Source organism: Aquabacterium sp. G14, from assembly GCF_037482285.1.
In the GTDB taxonomy this organism is placed as follows: Bacteria; Pseudomonadota; Gammaproteobacteria; order Burkholderiales; family Burkholderiaceae_C; genus Aquabacterium.
In genome coordinates, this window is sequence record NZ_JBBEYB010000001.1 from 297,445 (window position 1) to 314,261 (window position 16,817).

The 16,817-nt window shown below is 65.7% G+C and carries 13 protein-coding genes; 1 reads left to right on the plus strand and 12 read right to left on the minus strand.

The features are described from left to right. Nucleotides 1-74 precede the first annotated feature (74 nt). The 12 genes from WIT60_RS01395 to WIT60_RS01450 all read right to left on the minus strand — a co-directional run bounded on the left by WIT60_RS01395 (nucleotide 75) and on the right by WIT60_RS01450 (nucleotide 14,783). Complete coding sequence (locus WIT60_RS01395; RefSeq protein WP_339582158.1) at nucleotides 75-1,745, minus strand: sensor domain-containing diguanylate cyclase; 1,671 nt, start codon at nucleotides 1,743-1,745, stop codon at nucleotides 75-77. Nucleotides 1,746-1,907: 162 nt separating this feature from the next. Beyond that, entirely contained in the window at nucleotides 1,908-2,720 is an 813-nt protein-coding gene (locus WIT60_RS01400) for a TOBE domain-containing protein (protein WP_339582159.1), read from the minus strand. Next, nucleotides 2,717-3,403, minus strand: coding sequence for an ABC transporter ATP-binding protein (locus WIT60_RS01405; RefSeq protein ID WP_339582160.1), 687 nt, complete (start codon nucleotides 3,401-3,403; stop codon nucleotides 2,717-2,719). The genes WIT60_RS01400 and WIT60_RS01405 overlap by 4 nt, the downstream gene beginning before the upstream one ends. 18 nt (nucleotides 3,404-3,421) lie before the next feature. Continuing rightward, nucleotides 3,422-4,108 carry a molybdate ABC transporter permease subunit gene (gene modB, locus WIT60_RS01410; protein ID WP_445207625.1) on the minus strand — a complete coding sequence of 229 codons (687 nt, stop codon included), beginning with the start codon at nucleotides 4,106-4,108 and terminating at the stop codon, nucleotides 3,422-3,424. A gap of 10 nt (nucleotides 4,109-4,118) precedes the next feature. After that, on the minus strand, nucleotides 4,119-4,883 hold the full coding sequence (gene modA, locus WIT60_RS01415; RefSeq protein WP_339582161.1) for a molybdate ABC transporter substrate-binding protein: 765 nt from the start codon (nucleotides 4,881-4,883) through the stop codon (nucleotides 4,119-4,121). Between the two features lie 128 nt (nucleotides 4,884-5,011). Continuing rightward, nucleotides 5,012-6,457: a diguanylate cyclase domain-containing protein gene (locus tag WIT60_RS01420; protein WP_339582162.1), complete on the minus strand. Its 1,446-nt coding sequence runs from the start codon at nucleotides 6,455-6,457 to the stop codon at nucleotides 5,012-5,014. A gap of 159 nt (nucleotides 6,458-6,616) precedes the next feature. Further along, a complete protein-coding gene (locus tag WIT60_RS01425; protein WP_339582163.1) occupies nucleotides 6,617-8,305 on the minus strand; it encodes a long-chain fatty acid--CoA ligase in 1,689 nt (562 codons plus the stop codon). A 13-nt stretch (nucleotides 8,306-8,318) separates the two neighbouring features. Further along, nucleotides 8,319-9,545, minus strand: coding sequence for an acyl-CoA dehydrogenase family protein (locus WIT60_RS01430; protein ID WP_339582164.1), 1,227 nt, complete (start codon nucleotides 9,543-9,545; stop codon nucleotides 8,319-8,321). Nucleotides 9,546-9,599: 54 nt separating this feature from the next. Beyond that, nucleotides 9,600-10,685, minus strand: a complete 1,086-nt coding sequence (locus tag WIT60_RS01435) for a phosphotransferase (protein WP_339582165.1) — start codon at nucleotides 10,683-10,685, stop codon at nucleotides 9,600-9,602. Between the two features lie 15 nt (nucleotides 10,686-10,700). After that, nucleotides 10,701-11,474 (minus strand): SDR family oxidoreductase, encoded by a 774-nt coding sequence (locus WIT60_RS01440; RefSeq protein ID WP_339582166.1) that lies wholly within the window; start codon nucleotides 11,472-11,474, stop codon nucleotides 10,701-10,703. A 16-nt stretch (nucleotides 11,475-11,490) separates the two neighbouring features. After that, nucleotides 11,491-12,669, minus strand: a complete 1,179-nt coding sequence (locus tag WIT60_RS01445; protein WP_339582167.1) for an acetyl-CoA C-acyltransferase — start codon at nucleotides 12,667-12,669, stop codon at nucleotides 11,491-11,493. 23 nt (nucleotides 12,670-12,692) lie between these two features. Continuing rightward, nucleotides 12,693-14,783 (minus strand): 3-hydroxyacyl-CoA dehydrogenase NAD-binding domain-containing protein, encoded by a 2,091-nt coding sequence (locus WIT60_RS01450; RefSeq protein WP_339582168.1) that lies wholly within the window; start codon nucleotides 14,781-14,783, stop codon nucleotides 12,693-12,695. 231 nt (nucleotides 14,784-15,014) lie between these two features. Between WIT60_RS01450 and WIT60_RS01455 the strand changes: the two genes are divergently transcribed. Then, nucleotides 15,015-16,814, plus strand: coding sequence for an acyl-CoA dehydrogenase (locus WIT60_RS01455; protein ID WP_339582169.1), 1,800 nt, complete (start codon nucleotides 15,015-15,017; stop codon nucleotides 16,812-16,814). Nucleotides 16,815-16,817: the final 3 nt, after the last annotated feature.

Genomic DNA, 16,817 nt, shown 5'->3' on the forward strand with positions numbered 1-16,817 from the left:
CGCACTGAACTCGTGCGATGTGGTCCACCGGCAGGGGTGCTGCTGGTAAAGGGGATCGCGCCACGCGCGAGCCGTCAACGGTCCTCGCTGCTGGCCTGAGGCATCCTGGCGGGTTCCACGCGGTTTCGGCCGCCTTGCTTGGCGCGATACAGCTGTTGATCTGCGCGGGCCACCGCCTCCTCCGGGGTGGCGTCGCCCTCCGACACCTCTTGCACGCCGATGCTGATCGACACGCTGCCCACCGGTTCGATGGGGGGCGTCGCCACGGCCTGCCGCAGCTTGTCGGCCACGGTGAGGGCGTCCTCCAGCTTGGTCAAGGGGAGGATCACCATGAATTCCTCACCCCCGGTGCGTCCCACGAAGTCGATCTCACGCACTGCGCCGGACAGGACGTTGGCAACGTGGCGCAACACCTCATCGCCCGTGGCGTGGCCGTAGGTGTCATTGACTTTCTTGAAGAAATCAACGTCAACCATCAGCACGGCGTACGGTTCGTGGCCACGCTGAAAACGCGCGAACTCCTCTGCCAGGCGCTCACTGGTCTTGAGCCGGTTGGGTACGCCGGTCAGGGCATCGGTCCGTGCCAGTTGATCGAGCTCGTTGTTGGCACGCAGCAAGTCGGCGGTGCGCGCGGCGACCTGCGCTTCCAGGTCGAGGTTGATGTCTGCCAGTGCTTTCTTCTGATTGAGCAGCGTCGATGACATGCTCTGCAGTGCCGATGACAGCCGTTGCAACTCCACGGTCTTGAACTGGGCGTCGAAGACCACATCGGCTTCACCACGCTCCACGCGGTGCGCAATGTGGGTCAGGGTCGCCAAGGGACGGCTCACACGGTCTGCGCCCACCCACACCAGCAACAACATGATGACCGCAGACACGCCGCTGCCGATCAGGATCACTCGCTGCAAGGACTGAACGTTCGCGTGGATGGTGGCCTCCGGCTGCCGCAAGATCACCCGCCACCCCAGGGGGACGGACGGCACGGGTTCGCGGATCACCGCCGAAGCGGTCAGGTAGCGTTCGCTGCCACCCCAGTCATGAAACAAGGTCTTGGACGCTTGGCTCAGTTGCGCTGGAGTGGGCGCCTTCAAGGAAGCAGGGGCATTTTCTGGATAGATGATCTCATTGCGCGCGTTGACGATGAAGATCTCCATCCCCTGTTGACTCGCATTGGCTGGCTGGACCAGACGCAGCGTATCGCCCGCCCAGCGCCAATGGGCATGCGAAGCCAGCACCGCCCGAACGCGCCCCTCCTTGTCCAGCACCGGTGCGGCAAAGTCAATGAAGCGCAGGGTCTGTGCATCCTGCGACGGCAGCAGCTTGGCCAGCAACACGGCTTCATGAACGTCGCCCACGTAAACGCCCTGTTGGCCATGTTTGAACCAGGGACGCTGCGCGGCGCTTTGCCCCACCAGATGGCCCGAGGTGGCGGCCAGCACCTGACCATCAGGCGCGGCGATGCCGATCCAGGAGTAGTAAGGGTATGAGCGTTGAAGCCGCTCCAGGCTGGCCTGAAACTCGGGGCTGTCCAGCGGGGCGTGGCGGTACAGCGGCGTCTGGGCCAGCAGCTCGATTTCGCGCCGACGTTCGATCATGTTCTCGGCGATGACCGTTGCCGCAGACGAGGCCTGGGCGTTCAACGCCGCATGGCGATCATGCAGGAGTTGTTCTCGGTGCACCGCGCTGCCGTAGAGGTAGGTTGGCAAACCGACCAGCAGCGACAGGAAGCCGAAGAGGAGGGCCATTCGCCCGCGAAATGAGGTCGGTGCCCATGCTGAAAACATCTCTTGCTCCAAACGCCCGCGCATCGGGGACCAGGAATGCGATGCTCGGGATGATAACGGTGGGGTGCCCCTGTGTTTCGGTCACAGGGCGGCGTGGCGTTGCCGCGGCGGGGCCGTGGCTTGTCAAGCCGGCACGCCCAGGATCACGCTGGAGGCTTTGAACAGCGCCGAGGCCGGTTGCCCCACGGTGAGCCCCAGGCGGGTCACACTGTCGTTCGTGACGACAGCCGCCACGCTCAAGCCCCCACCCAGGTCAATGACGATCTCCGTGTTCACCGCCCCTTCCTGAATCCGGTCGATCAGGCCGGTCAAGCGGTTGCGGGCGGACAGGCGCGCACCCTGATCATCGGTCATCAGGATGATCGACGAGGACTTGACCAAGGCAAACGCGTGGGCGGACACGTGCAGATCAAGGCTTTGTGTGCTTTCGTGCGTGACGATGGCCGTGATGATCTGGCCGGAGGGCAAAGCCAGTTCAACTTCGTCGTTGACCGCGCCCCGCCGGATGGCGTGGATGCGCCCGAAGAACTGATTGCGTGCGCTCGTTCGCATGGCCATGCTCCGCAGAAGCCGGTAGTCTTCGGAGAGGCAGTCTGCGTCTTGCCGAAGCTGGGTGACAAAGGCTTGGTGGGCCTGCTCGATTTGCTGGAAGTTGCGCACCAGTTGGGCGCCTCGCGCGGTCAGGCGGGTGCCGCCGCCACCTTTGCCACCGGCCAGACGCTCCACCAGGGGCTCGCCAGCCAGGTTGTTCATGGTGTCGATCGCATCCCAGGCACCCTTGTAGCTCATGCCCACGGCTTTGGCGGCCTGGGTGATGGAGCCTTGCGCCGCGATCTGGGCGAGCAGGGCGATGCGGGTGCTGCCGCCCATTTTTTCGTCGCCCACGCGCAGCCAGACCTCGCCCTCGAAGTCGATGCGAGGATCAGAGCGGGTCATGTGAGGGCCTCCATCTTGTGCAGGTGTCCTGCCTTCATCAGGTAATTCTCTCCGCCCAGGGCCCGCATGTCCTCGTCGTCGTGGGTGATGAGGATCATGGAGAAGCCGAGCCTCTGCTGAAACCGGTCCAGCTCGTCACGCAGCACGTGGCGCAGATCCGGGTCCAGCGCGGCAAAGGGTTCATCGAGCAGCAGCAGGTCTGGTTGCATCACGAGCGCACGCGCCAGGGCGGTGCGCTGCTGCTGGCCGCCTGACAGCTCCCGGGGGTAGTGATGGGCCAGGTCGCGCATGCCGAGGGCGTTCAGCCAGTGGTCCACACGGTGATCTGCGGCGTGCTTGCGCGGATTGAACCAGCGCTTGCTCAGGCCGAAGCCAATGTTCTGTCGCACATTGAGATGCGGGAAGAGCGCGTAGTCCTGGAACAGGTAGCCCACGCGGCGGGCCTGCGGAGGGCGGTGAATGGGGCGCCGGGCATGGTCGGCATAGTAGGTTTCCCCGCCGACCTCGATGTGACCGCTGTCGGGCTTGACCAGGCCGGCAATGGCCTTGAGCATCATGCTTTTGCCTGCGCCCGAGGGGCCCCGGATCACGATGCGTGAGGCGCTGGAATGCAGCGCCACGTCCAGGTCGAAGCGCGTCTGGCCGGTGTGCAGGGATTTGCGAAACGCCAGGTTCAACTGCATGGTTCGGCCCTTGCGAGGTCAGGGGTGAGCGGGCTTGCGCCCGGGGGCCAGATAGGTGGCCAGGAGCAGGATGACGCAGCAGGTGACCGAGATGACGAGCACCAGTGTCATGGCCGAGGCGTCGTCGCCCGCTTGCACGGCTTCGTACACGGCCACCGACAAGGTTTGCGTCTTGCCGGGAATGCTGCCGGCGACCATCAGCGTGGCGCCGAACTCGCCCAAAGCGCGGGCAAAGCCCAGCAGGATGCCAGCCAGGATGCCTCGCCACGCCAGAGGCAGGGTGACGCGCCAGAAGATGGCGATGCGCGACACCCCCAAGACCTGCGCCGCCATTTCCAGTTGGTCATCGATGGATTCAAACGCCGCCCGCGCGGGCTTGAACACCAGGGGGAAGGCCACGACCGAGGCCGCGATCACGGCGCCTTGCCAGGTGAAGATCAGGTTGAGGCCCCACTGTTGCTGCAGCCATTGCCCCACGGGCCCCTGCCGTCCCAGCAGGACCAGCAGGTAGTAGCCCAGCACGGTGGGCGGCAACACCATGGGCAAGGTCAGGACAGTGTCCAGCAGATCCCGCCCCGGGAAACGCCCTTTGGCCAGGAGCAGCCCCACCGCCACCCCGCAGACCGTGGTGATGGCCGTGGACCAGCCGGCTACTTTCAAGGACAGGAACAGCGCCGTCCAGGCAGGGTCATGAACATCCAGCACGGTGACTCACTCAAGGCTTGAGGAAACCATGCTGGGCGAGGATGGCTTGCCCGGCCGGTGACAGCACGTAGTTCACGAACTGGCGTGCCTCCACGATGTGGCTGGAATTGGCCGCCGGCGCAATCGGGTAGTGGATGATCCCCGCCAGCGGGACCGTGAACGCCACATGGACCTTGCCCTTTTGCACCAGGGCATCGGTGTGGTAGACGAAGCCGGCCTCGACCTCACCACGCGCAACGTAGTCCAGGGACTGGCGGACGTTTTGCGTGTGGATGGCCTTGGCTTGCACGGCGGGCCACAGCTTGGCGGCTTCCAGCGCACGCTGGCTGTAGCGGCCCACCGGGACGCTGGCCGGGTTGCCGATGGCGACCTTTTGAACGGCGGGCTGGGTCAGATCCTGAAGCCCGCGCATGGACCGGGTGCTGCCCGCAGGCACGACCACCACCAGGGTGTTGCGCACGAAGTTGCGGCGGCCACTGGTCAGAATGAGGCCTTGCTGCGCAGCCTGGTCCATGGTTTCCTGGTCGGCCGATGCCAAGACATCCACCGGGGCGCCCTTGGCCATTTGCTGGAGCAGGGCGCCCGAGGCCCCAAAGTTCAGCAACACCTTGCTGCCAGGGTGTTGCTGCTCAAAGCGCTGCGCGACCTCCTTGAGGGCATTCGTCAGACTGGACGCGGCCGACACCGTGATCTCGCCCGCCAGGGCGGCACCGCTCCACACCAGGCCGATCGCGCCCAGCAGGACACCGCGACGAGAGAGCTGAAAAACTGGCATGAATGCACCGTGTGGCGTTTGACTTTGCGCAATGTACACCGGTACATAGCGGTTGGCCATCCTTCGTGTGGACTAGTCCTGGCGAAATCGGGCCAGGGCATGAGGCCGTCGCGTGGCGCCCCCGCGCATCAGTGCAAAGGCGAGGGGCTCACGGGAAGGGGCAACGCCAGGTGCACGCGGTTGCGTCCCTCTTCCTTGGCTTGGTACATGGCTTGGTCCGCACGCTCCATCAGGCTGTCCATCGGTTCATCGCGACCGTGGAACAGCGCCACACCGATGCTGGCGGTGCAGTCGTGCGCGATGGCGGGGGGCTCCGGCGTGGGGCGCAGCACATAGCGTTCGGCCAGGCGGGCGCGGATTTTCTCTGCAATGGCGAGGGCATGCTCACACGCCTCCTTCCACGGGGTGTCCAAGGCGCGCAGCAGCACCACGAACTCGTCGCCGCCGATCCGTGCCACGGTATCGGCTTCGCGGACACAGCCTTTCAGACGTGCTGCCACCTCGATCAGCAGCAGGTCACCCATGCCATGACCGTGCAGGTCGTTGAGGGGCTTGAAGTTGTCGAGATCCAGATAGATCAGGGCCCCATGGTGGTGGCTGCGCTTGCTGTCGCTCATCGCCTGCTCCAGGTGCTCCCGCAGCAGGCGGCGGTTGGCCAGGTTGGTGAGCGTGTCGTGGAAGGCCAGTTGCCGGATTTGCTCCTCCAGGCGCTTGCGCTCGGTGACATTGCGTGTGATGCCGTGGTAGCCGATGAGTTCGCCCTGCTCGTTGTGGTCGGACTTGATCAGGACCTCACCCCAGATCAGGCGACCATCCTTGCAGTGTTGTTGCACCTCCAACTTCTGAGACCCGTCCTGATCCGACGACAGAGGGGGAGTGGCGCCAGCATTCAACACGTTCTGAAGCAGATCGCCGGACGCCTCGGTGAGCACGTCCAACACCGAATGCCCCACCACCTCATCGGCTCGAAAGCCCCGCATGCGCTCATCTGCCGGGCTGACGTAGGTGACGATGCCATCGCGGTCCATGCGCCAGTGCACGTCTTCCGTATCCTCGGTCAGCATGCGGTAAAAGGCCTGGCTCTCGTTCAGGGCCTGCGTCCGTTCGGTCACCAGCGCCTGCAAGGCGCGGTTTTGAGCCTGTAGGCTGTGGAGCGGAAAAATCTCGTCGTCGCTGGCCATCTGGTACGGCACCGAATAGCTGCAATGCGTGATCAGCCAGGCGTCCCCCTCGTGGCGAAAGACCAGTACCAGCCGCACCACCTCCTTGGAGAACACATCGTCTTGATGAGGCAGGTGGATGTGCAAGGTCGCGGCGACCGACACCACGTCCTCACACAGGTCCTGCATGGCGAGGTTGATCACTTCCAGGCGAATGGGGCCGGGGACCTGCTCAAAGTCTTGCCGGGTGATGCGGTTCCATTCGTCGCGATCCTGGACCAGGCGCCCCCAGCTGCCCGTGAATCCGGTGAAGTTCTGGCTGAAACGTTGTGTCAGCCGCGCGTCCCGTGTGGCGTACATCTCGATGTACTCATCGAACAACTCACGAATCCTGCGCTGGCGCTCCTGATGCATGGGGCGGATCTCTCTGGGGGCGGCGATGGCATGGGGGAATGCGACGCGTCGGACGCGCAGGCAGAGCATACCGTCTCGCCCGCGGATTCGCACCGCCCCATGCCGCCTCTCACCCACGTGTGGCTGCAGCCCGCCCCGGGGCAGGGCCGTTGCGAGGGGTCAGGCCTCTTGAGCCTGCAGCTCCCGCCACATCACCTTGCCCGCGCCCGACTTGGGCAGCGATTCGGCAAAGCTGACGATGCGCGGGCTCTTGTAGGCGGCCATGTGGTCGTGGGCCCAGTCCACGATTTCCTGCTCGGTGACCTGGCCGCGGAAGGCCGGCTTGAGCACGACGACGGCCTTCACGGTTTCGCCGCGTCGCTCGTCCTTGGCCGCGATCACGCACACCTCCTGGATGGCCGGGTGGTGGTACATCAGCGCTTCCACTTCTGCAGGCCAGACCTTGAAGCCCGACGCATTGATCATGCGCTTGAGGCGGTCGACCATGTAGAAGTAGCCGTGCTCATCGGTGCGGGCCAGATCGCCCGTGCGCAGGAAGCGCTTGCCGTCGATCGTGACGAAGGCCGCTTCGGTGGCCGCCGGGTTCTTCCAGTAGCCCTGCATGACCTGCGGGCCGTTCACGATGATCTCGCCCACTTCGCCGGGAGGCAGTTCGGCAAAGGTGAGCGGGTCCACCACGCGTGCATCCACATCGAAAATGGGAATGCCCAGGCACTGCTTCATTGGCCGCTCCAGCGGGTTGATGTGCGTGGGGGCGATGGTCTCCGACATGCCGTAGCCCTCCAGGTAGTCCAGGTTGCAGACTTCCTTGAGCTTGGTGGCGATCGCTTCGGGCATGGCGGCACCGCCACCACTGAGGCGGGCGATGCTGGAGAGGTCGTACTCACCCAGACGCGGGTTGGACAGCAGGTCCACCACCATGGTGACGATCATCTGCGTGCCCGTGACCTTGTAGCGCTGGATCAACTGCGCGGCCGCATCGCGGTCCCAGCGCGGCAGCAGCACCACGGTGGCCCCCACGAACAGCGTGCCGTTCATGCCGTTTTGCATGCCCGTCACGTGGAACAGCGGCAGCACCGCCAGCGACACGCCGTCCATCGGCGTGCCGATCCATTGCGTGCCGGCCACGGTGTTGTACATCACGCTGCGGTGCGTGTGCATGCAACCCTTGGGGTGACCGGTGGTGCCCGAGGTGTAGGGCATCACGGCCAGGTCGTCGGGGCCAGTGGTCAGCGGGCCGGGGCGGCGGTTCGCGGCCATCGCATCGGCCCACAACACCACGCCAGGCTCGTCGATGGCCTGTCGCGGCTCGCTCACGAAAGCGGGCACGCGCAGGTCGGTTTCGGCCGGCAGGTAGTCGCTGTAGGCGGCCACGATGGCGTGCCGCAGGCCCGGGGCCTCAGGCTGGCTCTTGGCTTGAGCCCGTCCTTCGGCCAGCAGTGGCTGTACCTGCTTGTACAGGTCTTGCGGGGCGATGATGACGCGGGCGTCGGCATCGCTCACATAGTGGCGCAGCTCTTCGGTCATGTTCATCGGGTTGACGGGCACGACCACGGCGTCCGCCCGCAAGATGGCGTAGTACGCGACGATGAACTGCGGGCTGTTCTGCATGTAGAGCAGCACGCGGTCGCCGCGCGCCACGCCGCAGTCCTGCTGCAGGTAGCCGGCCAGACGCTGAATCTGGTCGTCGAACTCACGGTAGGTCGTGATGCCGTCGTAGAAGATCAGGGCGGCCTTGTCCGGGTAGCGCGCCGCCGAGAATTCGACGTTGCGGTACAGGTTGGTGGCTGGGACGGTCAGGTGGCGAGGCAGGTTGCTGGGCCAGTGGGCGAAGTGACGGTCAGACATGGTGCAGCTCCAATCAGGCCTTCTTCTGGTAACGGGCCAGCTCCATTTTGCCGATCTGGTTGCGGTGGACTTCGTCCGGGCCGTCGGCAAAGCGCAGGGTGCGGGCGTTGGCATAGGCTGCCGCCAGCGGGAAGTCGTCCGATACGCCGCCGCCGCCATGCACCTGCATGGCCCAGTCGATCACCTGGCAGGCCATGGTGGGCGCGGCCACCTTGATCATCGCGATTTCCTTCTTGGCGACCTTGTTGCCCACGGTGTCCATCATGTAGGCGGCATTGAGCACCAGGAAGCGGGCTTGGTCGATCAGGATGCGGGCGTTGGCGATGCGCTCACGCGTCACGCCCTGGTCGGCGATGGGGCGGTGGAAGGCGACACGGCTCAGCGCACGCTTGCACATCAGCTCCAGCGCACGCTCGGCCAGGCCGATCAGGCGCATGCAGTGGTGGATGCGCCCAGGGCCCAGGCGACCCTGGGCGATCTCGAAGCCGCGGCCCTCGCCCAGCAGCACGTTGCTGACGGGCACGCGCACATTGTCAAAGCTGACTTCGCCGTGGCCGTGCGGGGCGTGGTCGTAGCCGAACACCGGCAGGGCGCGCTCCATCTTCACGCCGGGGGTTTTCATCGGCACCAGGATCATGGACTGGCGCTTGTGGGCATCGGGGTGGTCGGGTGCGGTCTTGCCCATGAAGATCAGGATTTCGCAGCGCGGGTCGGGGGCGCCCGATGTCCACCACTTGCGGCCGTTGATCACGTACTCGTCGCCGTCACGCACGATGCTGGCTTCGATGTTGGTGGCGTCCGACGAGGCCACGCCGGGCTCGGTCATCGCAAAGGCCGAGCGGATCTTGCCGTCCAGCAGGGGCAGCAGCCACTCTTGCTGCTGGGCCTCGGTGGCGTAGCGCACCAGGGTCTCCATGTTGCCGGTGTCGGGGGCCGAACAGTTGAAGGCTTCGGGGGCAATGTGGGAGCGGCCCATGATCTCGCACAGAGGCGCGTACTCCAGGTTGGTCAGGCCGGCGCCGTACTTGGACTCGGGCAGGAACAGGTTCCACAGACCGGCGGCGCGGGCCTTGACCTTGAGCTCCTCCATGATCTTGGTGGTCTGCCAGGGGTTGCCGGCGGCGCGGTTGGCCTCCACCTCATCGTGGTAGACGCTTTCGGCCGGGTAGATGTGCTCGTCCATGAAGGCCGTCAGGCGCTGTTGCAGGTCGATGACTTTGGGGGAGTAGGAAAAGTCCATCAGGGATCTCCGGTATGAGGTGGGGGAGTCAGAGGGCGCGCTCAGGCTCGGCCATCAGGCCAGGCGCATCTGTTCGACCATCTGCCAGGCTTGTTCGGCCAGGGGCTTGGCGCGCTTGCCGGTGGCAATGGCTTCTGCACTCGATGCGTTGCCTTGCAGGGCGCGTTTCATCACGCCTTGCAAGATGCCGGTGAGGCGGAAGAGGTTGAAGACCATGTAGTACGACCAGTCGCGCTCGGGGATGCTGTCGCGGCCGGTACGCTCGCAGTAGCGCTTCACGTAGTCGGACTCGGCTGGGATCATCATCTGAACCATCTGCTCAGGCGTCAGGTCGCCCAGGCCGCGGCCGGTCGAGCCGTCCATGCGCCAGGTCATGCAGTGGTAGGCGAAGTCCACCAGGGGGTGACCCAGGGTGGACAGCTCCCAGTCCAGCACGGCCAGGATGCGCGGCTCGGTCGGGTGGAAGATGACGTTGTCGAAGCGGTAGTCGCCATGCACGATGGCGGTTTCGTCGCCGGCCGGTAGGTGCGCAGGCAGCCACTCGATCAGGTTTTCGACCGCTTCGATGCGTTCGGTCTCGGCCGCGCGGTACTGCTTGGTCCAGCGGGCCACCTGGCGGGTCAGGTACTCGCCGGGCTTGCCGTAGTCGCCCAGGCCCACGGCCTGGACGTCCACGCGGTGCAGCGCCGCGATCACGCGGTTGAGCTCGTCGTACAGGGCCGGGCGGTCCTGTGCTGCCACGTCGGGCAGCTTGGGGTCCCAGAAGATGCGGCCGGGCACATAGTCCATCAGGTAAAAGTCGGTGCCGATGACCTCGGGGTCCTGGCACAGGGCATGCGCCTTGGCCACGGGTACATCGGTGCCGGCCAGCGCGCTGATGACCTTGAACTCGCGGTCCACGGCGTGGGCCGAGGGCAGCAGCACCCCGGGCGGCTTGCGCCGCAACACATACTGCTGCGAGCCGGCCTGCACCAGGAAGGTCGGGTTGGACTGCCCGCCCTTGAACTGCGCCACCTGCAACTCGCCGCGGAAATCGGCAACGTGGGCGCGGATGTAGGCTGCCAGCTTGCCTTCGTCAAAGGCATGCTGGGGCGAGACGGGGCGGGTGCCCGAAAAGGCGCTGTCTGCCGAAGAGCTCATCGCGTGATCCCGTCCTCAGATGACGCTGGCACCGCCGTCCACCACAATGGCTTGGCCGGTGATGTGGCGCGAGGCGTTGGAGGCCAGGAAGGCCACCGTGCCCTTGAGGTCTTCGTCACCCCCCAGGCGACGCAGCGGGGTGCGCGCCACGAGGGCGTCGCCCAGCTTGTCGATCAGGCCATTGGCCAGCTTGGTGGGGAAGAAGCCAGGGCAGATCGCGTTGACGCGGATGCCGTAGTGGCCCCACTCCGACGCCAGCGTCTTCGCAAAGTGGATCGCCGCCGCCTTGGAGGTGTTATAGGCAATGGTGTTCATGCCCGGGGGCGTGCCCTTGAGACCGGCCACCGAAGCCGTGACGATGATGTTGCCGCGGCCCTGAGGGATCATGCAGCGGCGGCCCACCTCGCGCGAGAGGAAGAAGGGCGCATCGACGTTCAGACCCATGACCTTGTGCCAGGCTTCGTCCGGGTACTCCTCGGCCTTGGCGCCCCAGGTGGCGCCGGCGTTGTTGACCAGGATGTCGATGGTGCCGTAGTGGCTCACCACCTGGTCCACCATGGCCGGGATCTGGTCGATCTTTTGCAGGTCGTTGACGACGGTCAGCACCTTGTAGCCCAGGCCTTCGAGGTGGGTCTTGGCTTCGGCCAGCTCATCGGCCTTGCGGGCGGTGATGGCCAGCTTGGCCCCGAGTTCGCCCAGTGCCTCGGCCATCTGCAGGCCCAGGCCACGCGAGCCGCCGGTGATCAGGGCCACCTGGCCGGTCAGGTCAAACAATGCTTTCACGCTCATGGTGTGATCCTCGGTTTCAGCAGACTTCGAACAGGCCGGCGGCGCCCTGGCCACCACCAATGCACATGGTCACGACCACATACTTCACGCCACGGCGCTTGCCTTCAATCAGGGCATGACCGGTCAGGCGCGAGCCCGAGACGCCGTAGGGGTGGCCCACCGCGATGGCGCCGCCGTTGACGTTCAGTCGCTCGTCGGGGATGCCCAGCTTGTCGCGGCAGTACAGCACCTGCACGGCAAAGGCTTCGTTCAGCTCCCACAGGCCGATGTCGTCCACCTTCAGGCCGGCTTTCTTGAGCAGCTTGGGGATGGCGAACACCGGACCAATGCCCATTTCATCGGGCTCGCAGCCGGCCACGGCAAAGCCGCGGAAGATGCCCAGCGGCTGCAGGCCGCGCACTTCGGCGAGCTTGCGGTCCATCAGCACGCAGGCCGATGAGCCATCGGAGAACTGGCTGGCGTTGCCCGCCGTGACCACACCACCGGGCAGGGCGGCGCGGATCTTGGCCACGGCTTCCAGCGTGGTGTCGGGGCGGATGCCTTCGTCGCGGTCGATCGTCACCTCGCGGGTGGTGAGGCGGCCGGTGGCCTTGTCCACCACGCCCATGGTGGTCGTCATCGGCACGATCTCGTCGTTGAACAAGCCTGCAGCCTGGGCGGCGGCGGCACGCAGCTGGCTGCGCACGCCGTATTCGTCCTGGGCGTCCTTGCTGATGTTGTAGCGCTTGGCCACCTGCTCGGCGGTCTGCAGCATGTTCCAGTAGATCTCGGGCTTGTGCTCGACCAGCCAGGGGTCGCGGCGCATGTGGGTGTTGGCCTCGTTCTGCACGCACGAGATGCTTTCGACGCCACCGGCCACGTACACCTGGCCTTCGCCGGCGATGATGCGTTGCGCGGCTAGGGCAATGGTCTGCAGGCCCGACGAGCAGAAGCGGTTGACGGTCATGCCTGCGGTGGTGACGGGCAGACCAGCACGCAACGCGATCTGGCGGGCGACGTTGCCGCCGGTGGTGCCTTCGCCGAAGGTGCCGCCCATGATGACGTCTTCCACTTCGGCGGGGTCGATGCCAGCGCGCGCCACAGCGTGCTGCACGGCGTGGGCCCCGAGGGTGGGCCCGTAGGTCATGTTGAAAGCGCCCTTCCAGGATTTGGCCAGGCCGGTGCGCGCGGTGGAAACAATGACGGCTTCAGTCACGGTGTTGTCCTTGGGTCAGTGCATCAGTTGAAGGTCTCGTTGGCGGCTGCCAGGCGGGACAGGAGCGCGGCCGGGGTCCAGAAGGCCACATCGGCGCCGGGCTCGGCGGCAAAGCGTTTGAGCGCGCGTTCCACATTGACCAGGCCCACCTGGTCGGCATACAGCATCGGGCCGCCGCGGTGCAGCGGGAAGCCGTAGCCATTGAGGTAGACGATGTCCACGTCGGAGGCACGCTGGGCGATGCCTTCTTCGACGATGCGCGCGCCTTCGTTGACCAGCGCGTACACGCAGCGTTCGATGATTTCTTCGTCGCTGATCTGGCGCGGCGTGACGCCGTGGGCGGCACGGAAGGCCACGATGACCTCTTCCACCACCGGGTCAGGCTGGGCCACGCGGTTGCCGGGGATGTAGCGGTACCAGCCCGAGCCGGTCTTCTGGCCGAAGCGGCCGGCTTCGCACAGCGCGTCGGCCACATTGGGCTTGGCCTCAGCGGGGTTCTCGGCGTTGCGGCGCTTGCGGATCGCCCAGCCAATGTCCAGACCGGCCAGGTCGCCCATGCGGAAGGGGCCCATGGCGAAACCGAACTTCTCCAGCGCCTTGTCCACCTGCTGGGGCAGGGCACCGGCCACGATCAGGTCGTGCGCAGCCTGGCCATAGCGGGCCACCATGCGGTTGCCGATGAAGCCGTCGCACACGCCGGAGACGACCGCCTGCTTCTTGATGGTCTTGGCCAGCGCCATCGAGGTGGCCAGCACGTCCTGCGCCGTGGCGTCGCCGCGCACCACTTCCAGCAGGCGCATCACATTGGCCGGGCTGAAGAAGTGCAGGCCCACCACGTCTTGCGGGCGCTTGGTGAAGGAGGCGATCTGGTTGAGGTCCAGCGTGGAGGTGTTGGAGGCCAGGATGGCACCCGGCTTGCACACGCTGTCGAGCTTCTCGAATACTTGCTGCTTGACGCCCATGTCCTCGAACACGGCTTCGATCACCAGGTCCACATCCGACAGGTCGGCATAGTCCAGCGTGGGCTGCAGCAGCGCCATGCGCGCGTCGAGCTTGTCCTGCGTGAGCTTGCCCTTCTTGAGCGAGTTCTCGTAGTTCTTGCGGATGGTGCCGATGCCGCGCTCCAGCGCTTCGGCCTTGGTCTCCAGCATGACGACGGGGATGCCGGCATTGAGGAAGTTCATCGCGATGCCGCCCCCCATGGTGCCCGCGCCGATGACGCCCACCTTGACGATGGCGCGCACGGGTGTGTCGGCCGACACGTCGCTGATTTTGCTGGCAGCACGTTCGGCGGCAAACACATGGCGCAGCGCGCGCGATTCGGGCGTCTGCATCAGGGCCAGGAAGCCTTCGCGTTCGATCTTCTGGCCTTCATCGAAGGGCTTGTTCGCGGCAGCGGCCACGGCTTCCAGGCACTTCAGCGGTGCCGGGAAGTGCTTGGACATCGCGCCCACGGTGTTGCGGGCGAATTGCAGGAAGGCCTCGGCGTTGGGCTCGTTCACCTTGCGATCGCGCACACGCGGCAGCCCGCGGCCTTCTTGAACCACCTTGTTGGCCAGGGCCAGCGCGGCGGGCAGCAGTTCGCTGTCCACCACTTCGTCGAACAAGGCCGTGGCCTTCAGTTGGGCCGCGGGCACCTGGGCGCCCGAGACGATCATGTTCAGCGCGGTTTCCAGACCGACCACGCGGGGCAGGCGCTGGGTTCCGCCCGCGCCAGGCAGCAGGCCCAGCTTCACCTCGGGCAGCGCCACGGTGGCATCGCTGCGGGCGATGCGGAAATGGCAGCCCAGGGCCAGCTCCAGTCCGCCCCCCATGCACACGCCGCTGATGGCGGCGATCACGGGTTTGGCACTGCGCTCGACGGTGGCGATGACCGTCAACAGCGTGGGCTCCTGCATCGCCTTGGGCGTGCCGAACTCGCGCACATCGGCACCACCGGAGAAGAAGCGTTCATTGCCGATCAGCACCACGGCTTGCACCGCCGGATCGGCCGCGGCCGCGTCGATGCCGGCCACGATGGCCTGACGCACGGCCAGGCCCAGGCCATTGACGGGCGGGTTGTCGAGGGTGATCACGGCCACGGGGCCGTGCAGTGAATAGGACGCGCTGCTCATGCTCGCTGAACTCCTGCTTCGGTTGTCGATCAAAGTTCTGCATGGCAGAACATCGTATTGAAAATCAGAATCAGGTTACTGCGCGATGATTTCCATGTAATTAGGGGTTTCCCTTCGGTTGACGCGCAAGGGGTGTGCAGACCATCATGCGTCGGCAAATTCTGAATTACAGCCAGATGTTCTGCAGGTCGGAATTCTGGTGTGCGAACCCTGTGTGAAGGACGACCCCGCATGAGCGACCCCATCATCAACCGCCGCCATCTTGATTTCCTGGTGTTCGAGTGGCTGCAGGCCGCCAACCTCGTCGAGCGCCCGCGCTATGCCGAGCACAGCATCGAGACCTTCACCGCCACGCTCGACACGGCGCAGGCCATTGCCACCGATCTGTTCGCCCCCCACAACCGCAAGTCCGACGAGCACGAGCCCACCTTCGACGGCCAGCGCGTGTCCATGATTCCCGAGGTCAAAACGGCCCTGCAGGCCTACTGCGAAGCCGGCTTGCTGGCGGCCAGCCACGACGTGGAAGTCGGCGGCATGCAACTGCCCTCCCTGATCTCGCAGGCCTGCGGTTCGCTGTTCAAGAGTGCCAACATCGCCACCACGTCCTACGTGGGCCTCACCCAGGGCAACGCCAACGTCATCCGCCGTTTCGGCACCCCTGAGCAGCAGCGCAAGTACCTCACGCACCTGCTGACCGGCCGCTTCTTCGGCACCATGGCCCTGACCGAGCCCCAGGCCGGCTCCAGCCTGGCCGACATCACCACCACGGCCGTGCCCCAGCCCGACGGCAGCTACCGCCTCACCGGCAACAAGATCTTCATCTCCGGCGGCGACCACGAGCTCAGCGAGAACATCGTGCACCTGGTGCTGGCGCGCATCCAGGGTGCCCCTGCCGGCGTCAAGGGCATCTCGCTGTTCATCGTGCCCAAGTACCGCGTGAACGATGACGGCAGCCTGGGCGTGCACAACGACGTCAACCTCGCGGGCCTCATCCACAAGATGGGCTGGCGCGGCACGACCTCGACCATGCTGTCTTTCGGCGAAAAGGGCGAGTGCATGGGCGAACTGGTGGGCGAGCCGCACCAGGGTCTGTCTTACATGTTCCAGATGATGAATGAGGCCCGCATCGGCGTGGGCATGGGCGCGGTGATGCTGGGCTGGCGCGGTTATCTGGCTTCGCTGGCTTATGCGCAAGATCGCCCACAGGGGCGCCTGCCCGATTCAAAGAATCCGACCGAGCCGCAGCGCAAGCTGATCGAGCACGCCGACGTGCGCCGCATGCTGTTGGCCCAGAAAGCCTATGTGGAAGGCGCCTATGGCCTGGTGATGTACGCGGCTCGTCTGGTTGACGAGCACAAGACCCATCCCGACGCCACCGCGCGCGAAGAAGCCGCGCTGCTGCTGGACACGCTCACGCCCATCGTCAAATCCTGGCCCTCGCAGTGGTGCCTGGCGGCCAACGACCTGGCCATCCAGATCCACGGTGGCTACGGCTTCACGCGCGAGTACCCGGTCGAGCAGTTCTACCGCGACAACCGCCTCAACCCCATCCACGAAGGCACGCACGGCATCCAGGCCATGGACCTGCTGGGGCGCAAGGCCGTGATGCGCGGCGGGGCTGGCATCGCCCTGCTGGCGCGCAAGGTGGCCGACACGGTTGCGCAGGCGCAGGCCATCGAGACTTTGCAACCCCACGCCCTCGCCTTGCAAACCGCCTGGGCCGAAGTCGAAGAAACCTTGCAGGTGTTGCGGCCGGTGCTGGCCACCCACCCCACCTGGGCCCTGGCCAATGCCAGCGTCTTCCTCGAGGCCTGCGGCCACACCGTGCTGGCCTGGATCTGGCTGGAGCAGGCCCTGGTGGCGGCACGCGCGCTACCGACCGCACAGGGCAGCGATGTCGCGTTTTATCAGGGCACACTGCACACCTGCCAGTGGTTCTACCGCTGGGAGTTGTCGCGCACCCGGCCGCAGCACGAGCTGCTGCGCAGCCTGGATGACACCACCTTGACCGCCTCGCCCGACTGGTTCTGACCC